Source organism: Mucilaginibacter yixingensis (genome assembly GCF_041080815.1).
Taxonomy (GTDB): Bacteria; Bacteroidota; Bacteroidia; order Sphingobacteriales; family Sphingobacteriaceae; genus Mucilaginibacter; species Mucilaginibacter yixingensis.
The window spans coordinates 1,964,761-1,983,714 of sequence record NZ_CP160205.1 but is presented as its reverse complement, the minus strand read 5'-3'; the positions used below and the strand labels follow the sequence as shown (position 1 = coordinate 1,983,714).

18 protein-coding genes are annotated in these 18,954 nt (G+C 44.2%); 9 read left to right on the top strand and 9 right to left on the bottom strand.

Annotated elements, in window-relative coordinates; translation table 11 throughout:
* The first annotated feature begins 4 nt into the window (after window positions 1-4).
* The 7 genes from ABZR88_RS08005 to queG all read left to right on the top strand — a co-directional run bounded on the left by ABZR88_RS08005 (window position 5) and on the right by queG (window position 7,080).
* Entirely contained in the window at window positions 5-922 is a 918-nt protein-coding gene (locus ABZR88_RS08005; protein ID WP_107830849.1) for a hypothetical protein, read from the top strand.
* 107 nt (window positions 923-1,029) lie between these two features.
* Entirely contained in the window at window positions 1,030-2,517 is a 1,488-nt protein-coding gene (locus ABZR88_RS08000) for a POT family MFS transporter (protein WP_107830847.1), read from the top strand.
* Window positions 2,518-2,640: 123 nt separating this feature from the next.
* Window positions 2,641-3,381, top strand: coding sequence for a polyprenol monophosphomannose synthase (locus ABZR88_RS07995; RefSeq protein ID WP_107830845.1), 741 nt, complete (start codon window positions 2,641-2,643; stop codon window positions 3,379-3,381).
* A 130-nt stretch (window positions 3,382-3,511) separates the two neighbouring features.
* Entirely contained in the window at window positions 3,512-4,534 is a 1,023-nt protein-coding gene (ruvB, locus tag ABZR88_RS07990) for a Holliday junction branch migration DNA helicase RuvB (protein WP_107830843.1), read from the top strand.
* A gap of 190 nt (window positions 4,535-4,724) precedes the next feature.
* Entirely contained in the window at window positions 4,725-5,615 is an 891-nt protein-coding gene (locus ABZR88_RS07985) for a polysaccharide deacetylase family protein (protein ID WP_107830840.1), read from the top strand.
* 88 nt (window positions 5,616-5,703) lie between these two features.
* Complete coding sequence (locus tag ABZR88_RS07980) at window positions 5,704-6,117, top strand: nuclear transport factor 2 family protein (RefSeq protein WP_170113676.1); 414 nt, start codon at window positions 5,704-5,706, stop codon at window positions 6,115-6,117.
* Between the two features lie 54 nt (window positions 6,118-6,171).
* Complete coding sequence (gene queG / locus ABZR88_RS07975; protein WP_107830897.1) at window positions 6,172-7,080, top strand: tRNA epoxyqueuosine(34) reductase QueG; 909 nt, start codon at window positions 6,172-6,174, stop codon at window positions 7,078-7,080.
* A gap of 179 nt (window positions 7,081-7,259) precedes the next feature.
* Here the strand turns inward: queG and ABZR88_RS07970 are convergent, their stop codons facing one another.
* Window positions 7,260-8,309 carry a 3'-5' exonuclease gene (locus tag ABZR88_RS07970; protein ID WP_107830836.1) on the bottom strand — a complete coding sequence of 350 codons (1,050 nt, stop codon included), beginning with the start codon at window positions 8,307-8,309 and terminating at the stop codon, window positions 7,260-7,262.
* Between the two features lie 126 nt (window positions 8,310-8,435).
* Between ABZR88_RS07970 and ABZR88_RS07965 the strand changes: the two genes are divergently transcribed.
* Together ABZR88_RS07965 and ABZR88_RS07960 are read left to right on the top strand one after the other, a co-directional pair.
* The gene (locus ABZR88_RS07965; protein WP_107830834.1) at window positions 8,436-10,409 is read left to right on the top strand and encodes a DUF3857 domain-containing protein; all 1,974 of its coding nucleotides are present in this window, start codon (window positions 8,436-8,438) and stop codon (window positions 10,407-10,409) included.
* Window positions 10,406-12,316 carry a DUF3857 domain-containing protein gene (locus ABZR88_RS07960; RefSeq protein WP_107830832.1) on the top strand — a complete coding sequence of 637 codons (1,911 nt, stop codon included), beginning with the start codon at window positions 10,406-10,408 and terminating at the stop codon, window positions 12,314-12,316. The genes ABZR88_RS07965 and ABZR88_RS07960 overlap by 4 nt, the downstream gene beginning before the upstream one ends.
* Here ABZR88_RS07960 and ABZR88_RS07955 read toward each other — a convergent pair.
* From ABZR88_RS07955 to iscX, 8 genes are all read right to left on the bottom strand, one after another.
* Window positions 12,309-12,431: a hypothetical protein gene (locus tag ABZR88_RS07955; RefSeq protein ID WP_281260213.1), complete on the bottom strand. Its 123-nt coding sequence runs from the start codon at window positions 12,429-12,431 to the stop codon at window positions 12,309-12,311. The genes ABZR88_RS07960 and ABZR88_RS07955 overlap by 8 nt on opposite strands.
* Window positions 12,432-12,557: 126 nt before the next feature.
* Entirely contained in the window at window positions 12,558-13,157 is a 600-nt protein-coding gene (locus ABZR88_RS07950; protein WP_107830830.1) for a DUF4199 domain-containing protein, read from the bottom strand.
* 11 nt (window positions 13,158-13,168) lie between these two features.
* A complete protein-coding gene (locus ABZR88_RS07945) occupies window positions 13,169-13,843 on the bottom strand; it encodes a hypothetical protein (protein WP_107830828.1) in 675 nt (224 codons plus the stop codon).
* A gap of 5 nt (window positions 13,844-13,848) precedes the next feature.
* Window positions 13,849-15,108 carry a dihydroorotase family protein gene (locus ABZR88_RS07940; protein ID WP_107830826.1) on the bottom strand — a complete coding sequence of 420 codons (1,260 nt, stop codon included), beginning with the start codon at window positions 15,106-15,108 and terminating at the stop codon, window positions 13,849-13,851.
* A 14-nt stretch (window positions 15,109-15,122) separates the two neighbouring features.
* Window positions 15,123-17,282 carry a BatA domain-containing protein gene (locus tag ABZR88_RS07935; protein WP_107830824.1) on the bottom strand — a complete coding sequence of 720 codons (2,160 nt, stop codon included), beginning with the start codon at window positions 17,280-17,282 and terminating at the stop codon, window positions 15,123-15,125.
* A gap of 130 nt (window positions 17,283-17,412) precedes the next feature.
* Window positions 17,413-17,982 carry a Maf family nucleotide pyrophosphatase gene (locus ABZR88_RS07930; protein WP_107830822.1) on the bottom strand — a complete coding sequence of 190 codons (570 nt, stop codon included), beginning with the start codon at window positions 17,980-17,982 and terminating at the stop codon, window positions 17,413-17,415.
* A gap of 83 nt (window positions 17,983-18,065) precedes the next feature.
* Window positions 18,066-18,584: an HAD family hydrolase gene (locus ABZR88_RS07925; protein ID WP_107830820.1), complete on the bottom strand. Its 519-nt coding sequence runs from the start codon at window positions 18,582-18,584 to the stop codon at window positions 18,066-18,068.
* A gap of 124 nt (window positions 18,585-18,708) precedes the next feature.
* Window positions 18,709-18,948 (bottom strand): Fe-S cluster assembly protein IscX, encoded by a 240-nt coding sequence (iscX, locus tag ABZR88_RS07920; protein ID WP_107830818.1) that lies wholly within the window; start codon window positions 18,946-18,948, stop codon window positions 18,709-18,711.
* Between the last annotated feature and the right edge of the window lie 6 nt (window positions 18,949-18,954).

Sequence of the window (18,954 nt, the reverse complement as noted above, 5' to 3'; positions counted from 1 at the left end):
GTACATGAAAAAATTACTGCCGATACTTTTCCTTTTTGCCACTATATCTAATGCGTTTGCTCAACATTCAGACGAGCGCTCTCGCCTGCAATCACTTAAAATGTATGAGGATAGCCTGATACACCTTGGCAAAAGAATTGTTGAAGACAATAACGAACTGGAGCGTCAGAATGCCAACTACAATTTTATCAAGACGCTGACCAGCGCGCTAAAAGTCAACAACTCGTTTATCTACAAGTTCGACTCGTTGAAATATGTGAGTATACTGAACGCGCCCGATAACCGTTTCCGCATTTTTAGCTGGTACGTACAGTATGCCGATGGCAGCTACCGCTTCTTCGGCACCATACAAATGAATACCGGCGGGCCCCTGCAAATGTTCCCGCTCAAAGATTATACTCCACTGCTGGATAAAGCCCCCGAGGACTCGGTTTTAACCGATGGTAGATGGTATGGTGCGCAGTATTACAAGATTATCCCGGTTTACGGTTCCAAACCTTATTATATGTTACTGGGCTGGAAGGGCAATACGGTAGAATCAACAAAGAAAGTAATTGAGGTACTTTCATTTCAGAAAAACAAGCCGGTGCTGGGTATGGAAGTTTTTAACGGCACCACCAAAAAGCGCCGTGTGTTTGAGTACACCCGCCAGGCCTCCATGCTGCTGCGCTTTGTGGCCGAACGCAACCTGATTGTTTTTGATCATCTGGCGCCGCCTGATAAAAAGCTGAAAGATAAACCGCAAACCTATGGCCCCGATCTGAGTTACGATGGCTATCAGCTCAAAAATGGTAAATGGACGTTGATTGAAAACCTGGACATGCGCAACATGCCCAACCCGGAAGACGATCAGTACATAGAACCCAACAAACGCCCCATGGGCGAACGCAAGAAGATCTTACCCATAAGGAAACAGCAGTAGGTCAAAAAAATTACTATGCATTGCATAATAATCTTGCTTTAAATTTTGAATTGGTATATTAATATTAATTTAGCACGACAAACAAACGAAACAAACAAAAAATTAACATGAGTGCAGAAACAGCTGTATCAGTACAAAAAACCAAGTCAAAATACCCCCGAAGTATCCCTTTTATTATTGGTAACGAGGCCGCCGAGCGATTTAGCTTTTATGGCATGCGCTCTATCCTGGTAATATTTTTGGTGAACCAGTTTTATAATCCAACTCACAATCCCGCTTTAACCACCGTAGCCCAGGCTAAGGCCAACGCAGACACGCACTTTTTTGTGGCGCTGGCTTATAGCCTTCCATTTGTTGGCGGCCTTGTGGCCGATTGGTTTACCGGCAAATACCGCATCATCCTTAACATCTCTATTGTTTACTGTATTGGTCACCTTTTCCTGGCGTTGTTTGATAACAACCTGGATATGTTTACTGCAGGTTTAGTGTTGATAGCCATTGGTGCCGGCGGTATTAAATCGTGTGTATCTGCCAACGTAGGAGACCAATTTGATGCCTCTAACCAGGATCTGCTTTCAAAAGTTTATGGCTGGTTTTATTTCAGCATCAACGCAGGCTCAGTAATATCTACTATTCTTATTCCATGGGTATATGAGGCCTATGGTGCCAAATGGGCTTTCGGTATTCCGGGCGTATTAATGGCGTTGGCCACTATTATCTTTTTCTCTGGCCGTAAGTTGTATGTGCGCGTACCTCCGGCCGGTGTTAATAAAGACAACTTTGTATTTATCTCGTTATATGCGCTTTTCCACGCTGGTCAAAAGCAAAAAGGACAATCATTGCTGGATGTAGCCAAAGCCAAGCACGATCCTGAAAAAGTAGAGGGTGTTAAAGCTGTTTACCGCGTTATTATGGTATTCTTCTTTGCGCTGGCGTTCTGGGCGGTTTGGGATCAAAACCTTTCTGAATGGGTTTTGCAGGCCGACACGATGAACCGCGAAATTAACCTGGGCTTCACCAAGTTTACCATGCTGGCCGGACAGGTACAAACCTTTAACCCGGTGTTCCTGCTTATCTTTATCCCTATATTTAACTACTGGATCTATCCCGCGTTAGATAAAATGGGACTAAAAACCACCCCACTCAGAAGATTGGGCTTTGGTTTATTTCTAACCGCATTATCATTTGCTATTATTGCCTGGATACAAAGTTTGATTGACCACGGCGCTCACCCATCTATCTGGTGGCAGATCCTGGCGTACGTGGTGTTATCGGCTGCCGAAGTTTTGGTATCAATTACCGGTTTGGAATATGCTTACACCCATTCACCAAAATCAATGAAGAGTACCATGACAGCCATTTGGTTACTGGTGGTAGCACTGGGTAACCTGATTACCGGAGCCGTCAACAAGAACATATCTAATCACGGTTTTCTGGAGAAATACATGATAGGCGCAAACTACTACTGGTTTTTTGTGGGTTTTGTATCGATTTTCACGGTGGCATTTATGATTATTTCGCCACGCTTAAAAGAACATAACTACATTACCGCTGCCGAAGAAGGCAAAATTGTAGCCGACACCAACAATTTATAGCCTTAAATCTGCAATAAACAAAGCCATTTAACTGTTAAACCATGTTAAATGGCTTTGTTATATTTGCTATTTAAATTATAAGCCCTTAGCTTCGCAGTCTTTTTTAACATAACAGATACCCCGGTGCCCGATAGCGTAGTCATAATACCTACATATAACGAGATTGAGAACGTAGAACGCATGGTGCGTAAAGTGTTCTCGCTTGAGCATGATTTTCATTTGCTGATCATTGACGATGGCTCGCCCGATGGCACTGCCGCAAAAGTTAAAGAGCTGCAACTGGAATTTCCCGGCCGTTTGTTTATAGAAGAACGCCAGGGCAAACTGGGCTTGGGTACCGCATACATCCATGGTTTCAGGTGGGCATTAGAGCGCCATTATGATTACATTATGGAGATGGACTGCGATTTCTCGCACAACCCTGAAGATCTGCTGCGCCTGCGTCAGGCTTGTATTGACGGCGCCGATATGTCTGTAGGTTCACGTTACCTGAAAGGTGTTAACGTGGTTAACTGGCCAATGAGCCGCGTACTGATGAGCTACTTTGCATCTATGTACGTACGCATTGTTACCGGCATGAGCGTAACCGATGCCACCGCCGGTTTTGTATGCTACAAGCGCCGCGTGCTGCAAACCATCCGTTTGCACAAAATTAAATTTGTGGGCTACGCCTTCCAGATTGAGATGAAATACACTACCGTTAAACATGCTTTTAACCTGGTAGAAGTGCCTATCATATTTACCGACCGTACCGCCGGTACCTCTAAAATGTCTACAAGCATCTTCCGCGAAGCCTTCTTTGGTGTAATCCAGATGAAGATTAACAGCATTTTCAGGAAATACCCTGAAGGTGACGGAGATTAATTAGTACTTGGGATTTCGAAATTTCAATTTCGGATTTTGCCTCTTTGGATGATAATTTCATGTTTTAAAATCTTAAAATCCGAAATTGAACATCCGAAATCCGAAATAAAAATCACTAACTTTGTTAGCAATGAACGAGCATCTTAATCCCGAACGTGACAATATTTCGCCGGCCGAGTATGATATTGAGAAAGTGCTGCGGCCGCAGGCTTTTGAAGATTTTACCGGTCAGCAAAAAATCCTCACTAACCTCAAGGTGTTTGTACAAGCCGCCCGCCAGCGTGGCGAGGCGCTTGATCACGTGCTGTTGCATGGCCCCCCGGGATTGGGTAAAACCACACTGTCGCACATCATCGCTAATGAAATGGGCACCGGTATCAAGATTACATCAGGACCGGTACTGGATAAACCCGGCGATCTGGCCGGGCTACTAACTAACCTGGAAGCAGGCGATATTTTGTTTATTGACGAGATCCACCGCCTGAGTCCGCTGGTGGAAGAGTACCTCTACTCTGCCATGGAGGATTTTAAAATTGATATTATGTTGGAGAGCGGCCCTAACGCGCGCTCGGTGCAGTTATCACTTAATCCGTTCACTTTAATTGGCGCTACTACCCGCTCTGGTTTGCTAACGGCCCCTTTGCGCGCGCGTTTTGGTATTAATGCCCGATTGGAGTATTATGATGCTAAACTCTTAACCACCATAGTTTTAAGATCATCATCCATCCTTAAAACCCCGATTGAAGAAACCGGCGCTTTTGAGATTGCCCGCCGCAGCCGTGGCACCCCGCGTATTGCCAATGCACTGCTGCGCCGCACCCGAGATTTTGCCCAGATAAAAGGCAATGGCACCGTAGACCGCGACATTGCTCAATACGCCCTGAACGCGCTGAATGTAGACGAACATGGCTTAGATGAGATGGATAACAAAATCCTCCTCACCATTATTGAGAAATTTAAAGGCGGCCCGGTAGGTTTAAAAACCATAGCCACCGCCGTGGGAGAAGACGAGGGTACCATTGAGGAAGTTTACGAACCGTTCCTGATTCAGGAAGGTTTTCTGATGCGGACCTCGCGCGGACGAGAGGCTACTGAGCATGCTTACCGCCACTTGGGTTTGACCAAATTAGGCGGGCAGAATTCCTTATTTTAAGGAACCAGGATTAAACGAGTTTGCAGGATTTGCAGGATATAATATTAATCAGTAAATGATTTAGTACAAAAATTCTGTTAATCCATAGAATCCGTTAAATCCTGGTTCAATTGTTTATAAATTAAATTTGCCGGCTTGTAAAATAATTTAATTTTACGGGCATTATATATCTACATCAATCTACTTTAATATGTCTAAATTTTTAGCAGCAACTGCTTTAATCAGTTTGATAAGCTTTGGCAACTGCCAGTCAAAACCAGTTGGCGATAAATCCGGTGCTACAGCAGCAAGTGCTTCTGCCACTACGGCTGCAGCCTCTGGTCCGGTTAATAACGCAGCCATTATGGCTCGCAAACAGGTGCCTGTTATTTGTTATCACCAGATACGTGATTGGCGTCCGACAGACTCTAAAAGCGCTAAAGATTATATTATACCCATTACTGCTTTCAAAGAACATATTAAAATGCTGGCCGACAGCGGTTATCATACCATTCTGCCAGATCAGCTTTACGCTTATCTTACCACCGGTGCCAAATTGCCAAGCAAACCCATCATGCTTACTTTTGATGATACCGACGAGGATCAGTTTACCATTGCCAATCCTACCTTGAAAAAATATGGTTTCAAAGCGGTGTATTTTGTAATGACCGTATCGTTAAACCGCCCGCATTACATGACCGAGGCCCAGGTAAAACAACTGAGCGACGAAGGTAACGTAATTGGCAGCCACACCTGGGATCACCACCGTGTAGATAAATATTCGCACAACTCAAGCCTGAAAATTCTGGGCAAAAACGGCAAAATCACCCTTAAGCCAACTGACGACTGGGTTACCCAGATTGACAAGCCAACCAAAAAACTGGAGGGAATTACAGGTAAGAAGATAGATTACTTCGCCTATCCATTCGGCATCTGGAAAAAACCGGTATTACCAGAGTTCCAGAAAAAAGGCTTTAAAATTGCATTCCAGCTGGCTGATAAGCGCGACCCCGATTATCCGCTAATGACCGTTCGCCGCATATTGGATAGCGGATACTGGAGCACCAAAACCCTGAGCAACAGCATTAAAAATAGCTTCTAATAAACTAATGATTAGAAGTATAAAGGCGTTCAGTGCATTAATTGCATTGCTGAGCTTGTTAATATCAGGATGTAACAGTCATACTGATATGAAACAGCTCATCAGGCATCGCTTTAATGCACTGAACCGCCATGATGTTAATGAATTACTCCGCGATTACGACATCAAAGTAGAATCTACGTCCCCATCGTGGGACGGCATTCATAACGGTGTGGCGGCACAAAAAGCATCATACACCAGCTCTTTTAAATCGATGCCTAACCTGCGCTATGACGTAGGTAACATTTATTACAGCGGCGATAGCGTAGCCACCATAGAATATACCACCACAGGTACCCTCAGTCACCCGGAAAACGAAACACCGGCCTACATGTTAGGGCGCAAATTCATCCTCAACAATTGCCTGATCCTGAAAATAAAGGATGGTAAGATTATAAAAGAAGATCTGTATTTCGATCAGATCTCTTTCCTGCGCCAAATGGGCTTTTTCGATCAGCAATAAGTATTGCGTATCTTTGCCCCAGTTGTGGCACAAAATCTTTCAGCATATAGTAAAATGATAAAAGCTGAGGCTAAAAACCTCGGCTTTCTGCATTGTGGTATTGCTAAAGCCGGTTTTCTGGAGGAAGAAGCACCGCGGTTGGAAGCCTGGCTCAACAACAACATGAACGGGCAGATGCAGTACATGGAGAACTATTTTGATAAGCGTCTTGACCCACGTCTGCTGGTTGATGGGGCAAAATCGGTCATCTCCCTAGCACTAAATTATTATACCGATAATAAACAGGTAGACGCTTCATCTCCCAAGATATCAAAATACGCTTATGGGATTGATTACCATACGGTTATTAAAGACAAGTTAAAACATCTCTTAAACTTTATCCGCGAAAACATTGGCGAAGTTGATGGTCGTGCATTTGTTGATTCTGCCCCTGTTTTAGATAAGGCCTGGGCCAAAAAAGCCGGACTGGGCTGGGTGGGCAAAAACAGCAATCTGATTAACAAACAAGCCGGCTCATTCTTTTTCCTGGCAGAGCTGATTGTAGATTTGGAACTGGAATATGACGTTGCTCCCACGGCCGATCATTGCGGCACCTGCACCCGATGTATAGACGCCTGCCCTACCGATGCCATTGTTGGCCCGTATGTGGTAGACGGCAGCAAATGCATCTCCTATCTCACCATCGAGCTGAAAGACGAGATCCCTGCGGAATTTAAAGATAAAATGGATAGCTGGATGTTTGGCTGCGATGTATGTCAGGATGTTTGCCCTTGGAATAAGTTTTCGGTCATTCACAGTGAGCCTGCATTTAATCCACACCCCGATCTGTTGAATCTAACACAAAACGATTGGCAGGATATCAGCGAAGAAGTGTATCAGAAACTCTTTAAAGGCTCGGCAGTAAAGCGCACTAAGTTTGCAGGACTAAAACGGAACATTAAGTTTTTGGGCGATAAAGACTAGCGAAGATTAAAAATTAGTTCGCATAGCAGATCGGCAGCCTGAGGCCGTGAGATAATCGCCACTCGGCTGGAGCCAAGCGACTGCAAATGATTTATAAAAAGAAAAGGAAGCATATCGTGCTTCCTTTTCTTTTTATATAGAGATCACCAATCTCTAATTTCTAATCTTCAATACCCGCCTCAGCTCTTCTTGAACTTATCTTTCAACTGCTGCAGCATATCGTCATTAACTGGCGCTGCAGGCTTGTCGTCGCGCTTAAACGGGCGGTTATTGTTGTGGTTGTTGCCTTTGTAGTTATTGTTTGGGCGTTGCTGAAAATTCTGCTTAGGCTGCTGATTTTGTGACGGCGGCGCATCTGCTTTTGGCGCAGCAGCGTCACCGGCAGGTTTTGGCTGTGGCGGGCGACTTTGCCGTTCTGCCTGACGCTTGGCATTCCAACGGTTATAAATAGCTTCTAGCTTACGTTTTGTATAAAGTGGAAAATCGCCTTGCATCATCCAGGAGTAGTAACTTGGCTCAATAGCAAAAACATCTTCTACCTTTTTGCCTTTGTGCTTGCCAAAGTTGAACAGCTCTTCGCCATTTTCGTTATAAACCATCCGACCGGCAAAATCAACCGTGTTGTGCAGGTTGGTAAACTTATGCAACGCTTCAATATCGTTTACAATCGGAATGCGCTTGTTGCCTTGTTTATCCTCCCATTCGGTGGCTTCATAACGGGCAATTTGTGCCAGCAAAACTTCCATGGTAGCACGGGTATCGGCCTCTGCGCTGTGCGCATTAACTATATCTTTACTGCAATAGAATTGGTAGGCGGCCTTTAGCGTACGTTGCTCCATCTGGTGAAAAATATTTTGCACATCAACAAAATGGCGTTGATCCAGATCAAACTCAATACCCGCACGCATAAACTCTTCCATCAGCATCGGGATATCAAATTTATTTGAATTATAACCAGCCAAATCACTCACATCAATAAATGCGGCAATTTCTGCACCTATTGCAGCAAACAAAGGAGATGCAGCAATATCGGTATCATAAATACCATGGATCAATGAGGCTTCCAGCGGAATAGGCATGCCCGGGTTAACGCGCCAGGTTTTTACCTCTTCACTACCGTCAGGATGCAGTTTAATTACAGATAGTTCTACAATGCGGTCAACACCCAGATTTACTCCGGTAGCCTCAATATCAAAGAAAGCCAGCGGCCTTTTTAAGTTTAGTTTCATTAGATAATTGTAATCGCAAAGGTCGGCCAAATGGCCGAAGTTTACAAGGCAATAATTTTTAATTTTTTTTTAATTATTAAGGTGGAAGTTATACCTTCAATACCTACTTATTACAATTAATTTCTGATGAAAAGAACCTTCCTATTCCTTGTCTTTGCATTGTCTTTTGGTTTTTGCCAAGCCCAGGATTTTGAATTTGGCGAAGTTGACAGAGCCGATGTAGACATGACTAAGTATGCCAAAGACACCAGCGCACAGGCCGTGGTTTTGAAAGAATTTGGCAAAACATGGATCAGTAGTGCAGATCATATTCCGCTTATTCACGAGTACCATGTTAAAATTAAAATTCTGAATCCCGAAGCATTTCGCGAATGGGGCGACGTTAAAATTCCTCTTTACAAAGAAGACGACAACTATTTCGAATCTGTAAGAGATATTAAAGCGATAACCTATTACCGGGATGAAAACAACTTGTTGCGACAAGCGGAATTAGATCCTAAAAACATTTTCCATACCAAGCTAAACAGATACTATGACCAGTTAAGCTTCGCCCTGCCGCACTTAACAAAAGGTTGTGTTATTGAATATAAATACACACTGGAATCACCACGCCGATGGAGCTTTAAAGAGTGGAATTTCCAGGCTGATATTCCTAAAATCTACTCAGAGTATGAAGTGCATATACCGGGCATATATGTTTACAATGCATCATTGCGCGGAGCACTAAAGCTAACCAAAGTAAACTCTGATATAGATCGCGACTGCTTTTCATTTAATGGCATTAAGTGCGACTGTTCAAAGATTACTTATATCATGACAGACATCCCGGCATTTAAAGAAGAGGCGTTCATGACATCGCCTAAAAACTTTATGTCGGCTATTAATTTCGAGTTATCAGAATATACCAATTTTGAAACAGGTGCCAGAACAAAGGTTACCAAAGAGTGGAAAGACATTGACTATGACCTGAAGCACAACGAATCATTTGGCTCCCAGTTGCGGCGTACCGAACTGATGAAAGACCGGATTAAAGGCGTGGGCGCAAATACTACAGATCCGCTGGAAAAAGCCAAAGCCATTTTTGAGTTTGTACAAAAAAACTATCGCTGGAACAACATTTATAGTATTGGCAGTGATGATGGCATACGCAAAGCGTTTGACTCGCATTCAGGCTCTGTGGCCGATATCAATTTATCGCTGGTTGCGGCGCTCAATGCGGCCGGTATTAATACAGAAGCAGTGCTGCTATCTACCCGTAATAATGGCGTAATTAATAAATTATATCCCGGTATTTCTGACTTTAACTATGTAATAGCAAAAGCTAACATTGGCGACCAGAGTTACCTGCTGGATGCAACAGACCCTTTACTTCCCTTTGGTCTGCTGCCTTTAAAATGTATGAATGATCAGGGCAGGGTAATGAGCCTGGATAAACCATCATACTGGATTGATCTGAAGGCCGAAAAGCAGACCAAAACTTATGCTTTTGATTTAAAGCTCACCGACGACGGCAAACTTAAAGGCTCTATGACCTGCTACTCAAGAGGTTATGACGCCTACAATAAGCGCAAGCAAATTAAAAACTTTAATACTGTAGATGAGTATGTAGAGGATCTGGACAATCGTCTTAAAAAAATGAAGATTCTGAAATCAGAAATTCACAACCTTGACAGTCTGGAGCAGCCACTTGCTGAAAAATACGAGATTGAGATTAACGCTTATGATGATATGCAGAATGATAAGCGCTTGTCTTTCAACCCATTCCTGTATGATCGTACTACCAGCAACCCTTTCAAATTAGCAGAGCGTACCTTCCCGGTAGATTGTGGCGCACCGTCTGAAGAGCGATTTATCCTCACCGTGCACCTGCCGGATAAGATGACCACAGAAGCGTTACCACAGCAAGTAGGCCTGGCACTGCCAAACCAGGGCGGCCGCTTCCTGTTAGGCTACACCCCTACTGACGACGGGTTTAACTGCAGTTATTCCATCCAGTTTAACCGTTCGTTATACTCATCAGAGGAGTATCCTTATCTTAAGGAGATGTATAATAAAATTATCCAGGCAGAAAGCGCAGAAGTGGTATTTAAGAAGAAATGAGAAGATTATTGTTTTTTACAGGTCTGTGCTTCCTTACATTGAAAAGCGTTGCGCAGCAAGCCGATTATAACGTAAGCCTGATCCCAAAGCCGCTTTTATCGTACGCGGGAGCAGTAGTACGCACCAGCGAACAGACCCTGCAGGCCGATGACCAGTATAGCTACAGTTATCATTGCAAAAAAGCCATAACGGTACTGAATAAAAGCGGTGCCGACAAAGCATCGTTATATCTATATTATGACAAAATGGCCTCCATCAAAAACGTAAAAGGAACGATATATGACGCGGATGGCAAATTGGTGGGAAAATTTAACGAGCGGGACATGAAAGACTTTTCTGCGGCTGATGGTTTCTCGCTTTTCTTGGATACACGCGTTAAATATTTTGCGCCGCCGGTATCAACCTACCCTTTTACCGTTGAGTATGATTATGAAACGCGCAACCGGCAAACGATGTATTTTCATGAATGGAGCCCATGCGATTTTGGCTTAAGCGTGCAAAACAGCTCATATACGTTTATTGCTAAACCCAGTTTGAAGATCAACATCAAAGAGTCAAACATTCCGCAGAAGATGACAACATCTACCACCAAAAATGGGATGATTGTCTATACCTGGAACGCATCAAATATTAATGCATACCGCAAGGAGCCTATGAGTCCGTCGGCAGATAAGTTTATGCCTGATGTGCGCATCACTTCGTCTGATTTCTTTTATGATGGTTACGAGGGGGTATTTACCGATTGGAACAGTCTGGGTAAATGGATCTATGATAAACTGCTGACCGGTCGGGATGTGGTGCCTCAGGAGACAGCCGATCATATCAAAGAGATAACGGCAAACATTACAGACCCTAAAGAAAAGGCTCGTAAAATCTATGAGTTTGTGCAGCAGAAAACGCGCTATGTAAGCATTCAGGTGGGTATAGGCGGCTATCAGCCGTTTACCGCTACTGATGTAGATCAAAACGGCTACGGCGATTGCAAGGCGCTGGTAAACTATACCAAGGCATTACTTAAAACCGTAGGTATTGATGCCTGGTATTGTGTGGTTTATGGCGAACGCGCTGTAAAACGCAGCATGACCACTGATTTTGCCAGCATGGAAGGTAACCACATTATTCTTTGTGTTCCCTTTAAAAACGATACCACCTGGGTAGAATGCACCAGTCGTACCAATCCTTTCGGCTTTATTGGCGATTTTACCGATGACCGCGTGGTATTAGCCTGTACGCCAGAGGGCGGTAAGCTGATGCACACGCGCCGTTATGCGCCGCAGGAAAACCTGACACACCGTACAGGCCAATTTACTATTAGTAATACCGGATTACTGTCTGGCGATATGAAAACCACTTTTGCCGGCACCGAATTTGACAATCGCGATCATTTGATAAGCGAATCCTACGAAGAGCAGGTAAAAGACATTCACGATGAGTATAATATCAATAACCTGGATGTACAACACCTTAACTTTACTAAACTTAAAAGCGAAACACCGGTTACCACAGAAACAATGAGCTTAAAAGCTGTAGATTTTGCTACCGACAATAACGGCCGGGTTTACTTTTTACCCAATCTGGCCGACAGGCACAACTACGTGCCAGATGACGTGCGCAACCGGTCTAGAGACGTATATATTAACCGGGGATATGTAGATGAGGATGAATTTACCTACACCCTACCCGAAGGCTATAAATTAGATAAAGACCTGATTAGCAAGAATATTGAAAAGCCGTTTGGGACCTACAAACTGAATATGAGCTTAACAGGTAATAAACTTACCTTGAAAAGACGTCTACAGTTAAATGACGGTACTTTTAACAAAGACGAATACGAAAACCTGATTGATTTTTATGAAGCCGTATCCCATGCTGATAATTACCAGGTGGTGTTTACCAAGCTTAACTAAACATAATGATACCAGCTATAATGCCGATAATCATTACAACGTATAACAACACCTCGTTACCCGCAAAACGCTTGTATTTGGTCCAGAACGAGTAATCTTCTTTCTTGTTGGTCATCGGTGCAAAAATAGCAATTATAACCGATGGTTGTAAAACCATTTAGCCGATCAATGAAAACGGAAACAACAAAAAAATCCCCGCAGAAACACTGCGGGGATTTTTATTTCTTAGTTGCTTATACTATCAGGTAGTAGCTTCTTCAACCGGTGTATCAAACAGCGGCGGTTCTCTCTTAAAGATAGCTGCGAAGATGAGCGAAAAAACAAAGGTGAGGATAATGGCTATCGTAACGTTTTTTACTACGGAGCCAACGGTCATCACTTTCTGGGTCTCAAAATTCTGTTTGAATTTATCTAACTGCTGATCAATTTTATCCTGATCGGCACCGCTTTTTTCCAGCATTTTGGTCATCGGTGCAACAAAGGCGTTCTCTGTTTTGGTTACCATATCGGGCTCAATTAGCTTGGCAAAGAGAAAATCTCTGCCCAAATAGCTTACCCAGAAACCTATAAAAAACACAATGAAGATGCCGGTAACCGCCTGGCGGAAGTTCCAAAAGCCGCCAATTCTCTTTCTCAGATCGAGCGTCAAAAATACCGCCGCGGCAATCGGCACAATTACAGATAATATAAAAGGCACTACCGTTAAGCCCACTAGCGAATTGGCAACGCCAACAATGTAATAGAAAGCCGCAATAGCCATCACCAACGACACAATGCCGTAGATCAGGCCGCTAGGCACCGCTGCTTTTTTTATTTTTTGTTCAAGGGTTTGGTCTTCCATGATGTCTTAGTTTATCTGAAGTTAACTAAAACCTGGTATACCGCCATCTCGAATGATTTATCAAATGGAGCACTTGCTGCTGCCTCTGTTTCTGCTTCCGCCGATCCATCAGGCTGCTGGAAGAAGCACATAATTGGATAGAACAGTTCTTTCAGTTCAGAATTATCAGGCAGTTTTGACGCCACTTTGGCAATTTCTGATGCCGGGCTTTCAATCAGTATCTGGTTTTCAATTATCGGTTCGTAGATGCTGTATTCATCCTGAAACTCATCGTCATCAACCAATAAAAACTCTTTCAGGTAATCTTCCAATCCTGGCTCAATGTCTTCATCTGCGCACTCTGTTAAATAAAGCAGCAGATTCAACAATTCAGTACCGCGGTCTAAAGTTTCTTCCTCAATAGCTTCCCATTCAGGGGTATCCAGGTAATCTTCTTCCAGGCGCACAACATCAGCACTGAAAAAGTTTACCATCAGCAGGTCAAAGAAAACCTCGCGCAGGGCTTCCAGTTTAGGCTCATCGTCAAATACCTCGTCAAGGTCATCTACCTTGTCCATAAACTCTTCTTCAGAAGAAAACACGGTATCAAACTTGGCGGTAAGTGCTGCTACATCAATGCTTTCGCCATATTTGGCAAAGGTGCTCAACGCGGCGCTGATGGCTGCTTTTACTTTTGGGTCGGTCATATTTTTTAAAGGTTAGATTTAAAAACCTGGTTATTATTACACGTTAACAAAGCCGCACCGGTTAATTGTTGCCCAATGAACGGCGAATTATTTGATTTTGATTGATTATCAGCACGATTAAATTCCCACTGTTTGGCAGCATCCAGTACCACCAGGTTAGCGGCATTGCCTTCGGCGATGCCAGCGGCCTCTACGTTTAAGATACGGCGCGGGTTAACAGCCATTTTTTCAACAATGGTTTCTACGCTCAATCCGGCTTTCAAGGCAATTGCAAAAGTAGTTTGCAGGGCAATCATGCCGTACTCGGCAATCTCAAACTCTACATCTTTAAATTCAATTTCGTGCGGTGTATGCTGTGTTACAATGGCGTCAATAGTGCCATCTTTTAAACCGGCTACCAGCGCATCCACATCGCTTTGTGTGCGCAGCGGCGGTTTAACTTTATAATGGCTATCAAAGCCCATCAAACTTTCGTCTGTCAGTACCAAATGATGCGCAGCTACGTCGGCGGTTACTTTCAGGCCTCGTTTTTTTGCCTCGGCAATAAGTTCTACCGAGCGTTTGGTAGATACGGTACTAAAGTGTATGGGCGAGCCGGTGTATTCGGCCAGGTACAAATCGCGGGCTATCATCAGCTCTTCAGCTAATGATGGGATACCTTTCATCCCCAACAAAGTGCTCACCTCGCCTTCGTGCACTTTAGCTTTGCCGGCTATGGCAGTATCTTCAGGATAAGAGAAAATCAATGCGTCAAAGCCCTGGGCGTACAACAGCGCGCGCTCCATTAAGCCGGCATCCTGCACGGGGCGGTTACCATCAGTAAAAGCCTTGGCGCCACTTTGGTACATATCATACAGTTCGGCCAGATCTTTACCCTCGCGTTTTTGCGAGATGGTGCCCAGCGGATAAACATCAACCAGGTTGCCTTTGGCTTTATTGCGCAGGTACTCCACTTCGGCTTTTGAGTGCACGGGTGGGTTACTGTTAGGCATTAGCGCCAGGCCAGTAAAACCGCCTGCGGCAGCGGCGCGGGTACCGGTTTGCAGATCTTCTTTGGTTTCTAGTCCCAGCTCGCCAATGTTGCAGTTCAGGTCAAAGAAACCCGGCGCAACGTATTTACCGGTGGCGTCAAATTTTTCAAAGTCTGATGATAGGCCTTGACCAATCTGTTTAATGCGACCGTCTTCAATCAAGATATCAGCCGTTTGCTGATGAAAAGGTGAATTTGGATCAATAATAATGGCTGATGTGATGAGCAAATTCATGCAGGTGTAGTAGTTTAAACAGGCGCATTTGCGGCCTGCCGGTCTGTTTTAAAATATCTGATGAGCACAATTTCGGCTGCCAGAAATATCAACGCCAAAATTATGCAAAGTTTCCATAACTGCGTGCCTAAATTCAAACCAGAAATTTCTGATTTTAAACTTGGCTTAGCACCATTAATCATTTCGCCTTGCGGGAAAATATTTTTGAGATCAGTTGGCGTAAGGTAACTCAGGTCTGATTCTTTCCGGTTATCATTAAATGCTAATTGCGCAAGTGTACTGTCCTGCATTTTTAGCTGATAATTGCCGGTCTCTTTCAGTTGATCTGAGATGTAAAGTATCGTACTTCCCTCCTGTTGCCGCGCATCGGGAATAATACTGGTGCCATTATGTATCAGCTTCAATACCTGTTTTTCGCCCACCTGTATAGGGGGCAATTCAATATTCTCGTCGCGCCCGAGCGTATAAAACAAAGGCTGATCATTACTGCTCAACAAGGCAATCCTAAACAGCATTGGCAACAGCAACGCGTGGCGTGGCAGGTTACTAAAATCCTCGGTCAAGGCAACTGCGGATAGGTAGACACTTCCTCTGCCGGAACGGTACAGCGAAAAGAAAGGTTGATTGCCTTGCAACTGCATCAAACCCTCGGTCACCGTATTGCCGGCATGACTCAGCTGATAATATTTCTTAATCACCGGCAAATCGGGGTGCTCTGGCATTTGCTCAAACACGCCTTTAAACAAATTGCTTTTTACGTTAATGTCGGTCACCCTGGTAGGCTCAGTTACCAAACGCTCCGGATAAGCGGCATTAAGCGCCTGCAGGAAACTCCGGTTATTAGCCATATCCGCGTCTGCCGCTGGAAAAAACACCAAATTACCGCCTTTGTTAACGTAAACCTTGAGTTGTTGGGCCAGGCCAGGCGATATCGTTTTAACATCACTCACCACAATTGCCGGATATTTGCTGAGGCCTGCATAGTCTACATTGCCATCCTGCACGGTACTAGCCACAAAAAATTTATCAGTATTGAAGATAGCTGCCAAATACGGATTAGACACACCGCCGTTAATCAGCAGTACGGGCAGTTGTTGTTTTACGTTGAACGTGAAGAAAAACCGATTATCAAACGTAACCGGATTATCCTGCAGCGTGAGCTCGCCCTGTTGCCAGCCAGCCTTCAATCCTGAAAAACTCATGGTATCATTTTGAACGGACCGCGCTGGGATGGTAAAGCTGCCCAATGCTTTTTGCTGACCGTTAATGGTCAGCTTCAATGGCACTCTTTCGGCCTGTTCATCTGAGTAATTGTGCAGACGCACTACCAGTTTCTCATTATCATCCGGCCGGTGCACGGCGCTTAGCAACCAGGCAGAATCAACCGCCAGGTTAGGCAATTTATTGGCATCTAGCCTGATAAAGTTAACTTTGGTACTTTTATCGACGCCCATCAATGCTTGCTTACCCATATTCGACTGAAAGTCGGACAGGATATAAATAGCACTCCCCGGCGCCTGCATCTTCAGCAAGCCTTCCTGCCGGTTAACAATCTGTTGTAAGGTGCGGCTTTGCGGACTAATCTTTACAGCATCTACCGCGTCATTAAACTCGTCACGGCTGAGTAAGCGCTGGTGCTTACCTTCAAAATCCTGCGTCAGCAGTTGGAAGCGATCATTCATCCCGTAAGCCGCCGCAATTTCTTTGGCGTGATGCTTAGCTTCGTCCAGCAATGATCCCTCTTTGCTGAGGGTTTGCATGGAGTATGAGTTATCAATAAATATACTGGCTACCTGTTGCTTACCTGCCGTTACGGTTTGCGAAGCCGGAATATAAGGCCGGGCAAAAGCCAGGATTAGAAACAATAAGGCTAATAATCGCGCAGCTAAAATCAATCGTTCTTTCAGGTTGCGGCGCGAGGCCTGCTGCTCCTGTAGTTCTTTTAAAAACTGAACATTACTGAAATAGACTTTCTGGTATTTACGGAAGTTGAACAAATGCACAATAACCGGGATTGCCAGCGAAACCAAAGCGAAAAGAAAAGCCGGATACAGGAAGTGCATATCTACAAATGTGCAAATATTATCAGCCTGAAACAATTGTGCTACGGTATGTTTATTGAAATATGGAATGGCATATCCAAGAATGTGGAAAGGGCGAATGAACTGAGCCATTCAGGATTTACAGGGTATTAAAAGAACTAGGGTGTCATCCTGAAGTTGTCGAAGCGCGCGCGACCTTAAGCACGTGTTTCGACAAGCTCAACATGACACCCTTCCTTTATAACTTCAACCCGACGATCCTCTAATTCTGAATCGCCAATAACTGTTGATGCAACTTCTCGGTAGGCAAACCCACTACGTTGGTATAAGAGCCATTGATACGCTGTATACCCACCAGACCAATCCACTCCTGGATGCCGTATGAGCCGGCTTTATCAAATGGTTTGTATTTTTCTACGTAGCTGATGATTTCCTGGTCTTTAAACGGACGAAAGAAAACTTCAGACACATCATAAAATTTATTGACTTTACCCTGGTAGGTTAAGCACACGCCGGTAACCACACGGTGCACACGGCCAGATAGCGTTTGCAGCATTTCTATCGCATGGGCAGCATCATTGGGTTTGCCAAGTATCTGGTTATCAATAGCCACAATGGTATCGGCCGTCAAAACAATCTGATTATAGGCATCGCCATCAAAAGCAAGGGCTTTCTTTTCGGCAATGTAAACGGCAATTTCTTCCGGGGTGAGGCCGTCGGGGTAACTTTCGTCAACCTCTTTCAGTACGATCTCAAAATCAAGATCCATCAAGCGCAGCAGTTCCTGGCGGCGAGGAGATTTAGAAGCGAGAATGATTTTAGGTGTGTTCATAGTTGATAGATGATGGTTCATAGTTCCCAAAAGTATTTATTTCTTTTTCCATGAACAATGAACCATCATCCATGAACTCATTACTACCAGCTATATGCCTCAGCTCCCATCCAGTTGCCCTGCACCTTCATCACTTTCTCTATCACATCGCGCACGCAGCCTTTACCACCTGGGATAGGTGAAATATATTGACTGGCGGCTTTAATTTCTTCAACCGCATCGGCAGGGCAAACAGGTAAGCCAGCCAGTCCCATCAGACCCAGGTCTGGAATATCATCGCCCATAAAGAGTACGTGCGTTGCATCGAGCTGGTTTTCTTGTAACCAGTTATGGAAAACCTCGGGCTTGTCTTTACTAGACAGATAAACGTCTTCCACGCCCAGGTTATTCAACCTCACGCGAATAGCCTCGGCGCCTGCACCTGAGATGGCGCAAACCTTATAACCACATTTTACGGCCAATTGCAGCGCATAACCATCTTTAATGTTAAACTGGCGGAAATGATCACCTTTGTCGGTCACGTAAACATCACCGTTAGTGAGCACGCCGTCAACATCAAACACAAAGGCTTTAATATCGTGCAGTTTGTCTAAGAAGGCCATTTTTAAGTAGCAGTTTTCAGTAAGTAGTAGCAGTATTCACTATGTTATAGACAGTTCTTCAGTAAATAGTAGCCGTTTTTAATTCCAATAAATTAATAACGGCTACTGCCTACTGCAAACTTATCTATTGGTTATCGCGCCACTCGTAAACCCAGGCGCTCTGGATCTGCTCCAGATGGCCTTCGTTTGATTCTTCGCGTTTACCAGCAAAGTGAGGGATAGATAGCACCCACTCTAACAAATCGGTAAAGCGGATACGGTATATTTTTGATTCGTCGAAATCATCGCCAAACTTTTCATAAAGTCCCATGGCTATATCTTCGTAATCGTTCCAGTGAATGGGCAGGGCAAATTTGTCTTGCATAAAAAG

Bases quoted from the DNA above. Each gene is read 5' to 3' on its own strand.
- ABZR88_RS07940 (WP_107830826.1), bottom strand. From the start codon at position 15,108: ATGAATTTGCTCATCACATCAGCCATTATTATTGATCCAAATTCACCT.
- ABZR88_RS07965 (WP_107830834.1), top strand. From the start codon at position 8,436: ATGAAAAGAACCTTCCTATTCCTTGTCTTTGCATTGTCTTTTGGTTTT.
- ABZR88_RS07955 (WP_281260213.1), bottom strand. From the start codon at position 12,431: ATGACCAACAAGAAAGAAGATTACTCGTTCTGGACCAAATACAAGCGT.
- ABZR88_RS07980 (WP_170113676.1), top strand. From the start codon at position 5,704: ATGAAACAGCTCATCAGGCATCGCTTTAATGCACTGAACCGCCATGAT.
- iscX (WP_107830818.1), bottom strand. From the start codon at position 18,948: ATGCAAGACAAATTTGCCCTGCCCATTCACTGGAACGATTACGAAGAT.
- ABZR88_RS08000 (WP_107830847.1), top strand. From the start codon at position 1,030: ATGAGTGCAGAAACAGCTGTATCAGTACAAAAAACCAAGTCAAAATAC.
- ABZR88_RS07950 (WP_107830830.1), bottom strand. From the start codon at position 13,157: ATGGAAGACCAAACCCTTGAACAAAAAATAAAAAAAGCAGCGGTGCCT.
- queG (WP_107830897.1), top strand. From the start codon at position 6,172: ATGATAAAAGCTGAGGCTAAAAACCTCGGCTTTCTGCATTGTGGTATT.
- ABZR88_RS07925 (WP_107830820.1), bottom strand. From the start codon at position 18,584: ATGGCCTTCTTAGACAAACTGCACGATATTAAAGCCTTTGTGTTTGAT.
- ABZR88_RS07960 (WP_107830832.1), top strand. From the start codon at position 10,406: ATGAGAAGATTATTGTTTTTTACAGGTCTGTGCTTCCTTACATTGAAA.
- ruvB (WP_107830843.1), top strand. From the start codon at position 3,512: ATGAACGAGCATCTTAATCCCGAACGTGACAATATTTCGCCGGCCGAG.
- ABZR88_RS07945 (WP_107830828.1), bottom strand. From the start codon at position 13,843: ATGACCGACCCAAAAGTAAAAGCAGCCATCAGCGCCGCGTTGAGCACC.
- ABZR88_RS07970 (WP_107830836.1), bottom strand. From the start codon at position 8,309: ATGAAACTAAACTTAAAAAGGCCGCTGGCTTTCTTTGATATTGAGGCT.
- ABZR88_RS07935 (WP_107830824.1), bottom strand. From the start codon at position 17,282: ATGGCTCAGTTCATTCGCCCTTTCCACATTCTTGGATATGCCATTCCA.
- ABZR88_RS07985 (WP_107830840.1), top strand. From the start codon at position 4,725: ATGTCTAAATTTTTAGCAGCAACTGCTTTAATCAGTTTGATAAGCTTT.
- ABZR88_RS08005 (WP_107830849.1), top strand. From the start codon at position 5: ATGAAAAAATTACTGCCGATACTTTTCCTTTTTGCCACTATATCTAAT.
- ABZR88_RS07930 (WP_107830822.1), bottom strand. From the start codon at position 17,982: ATGAACACACCTAAAATCATTCTCGCTTCTAAATCTCCTCGCCGCCAG.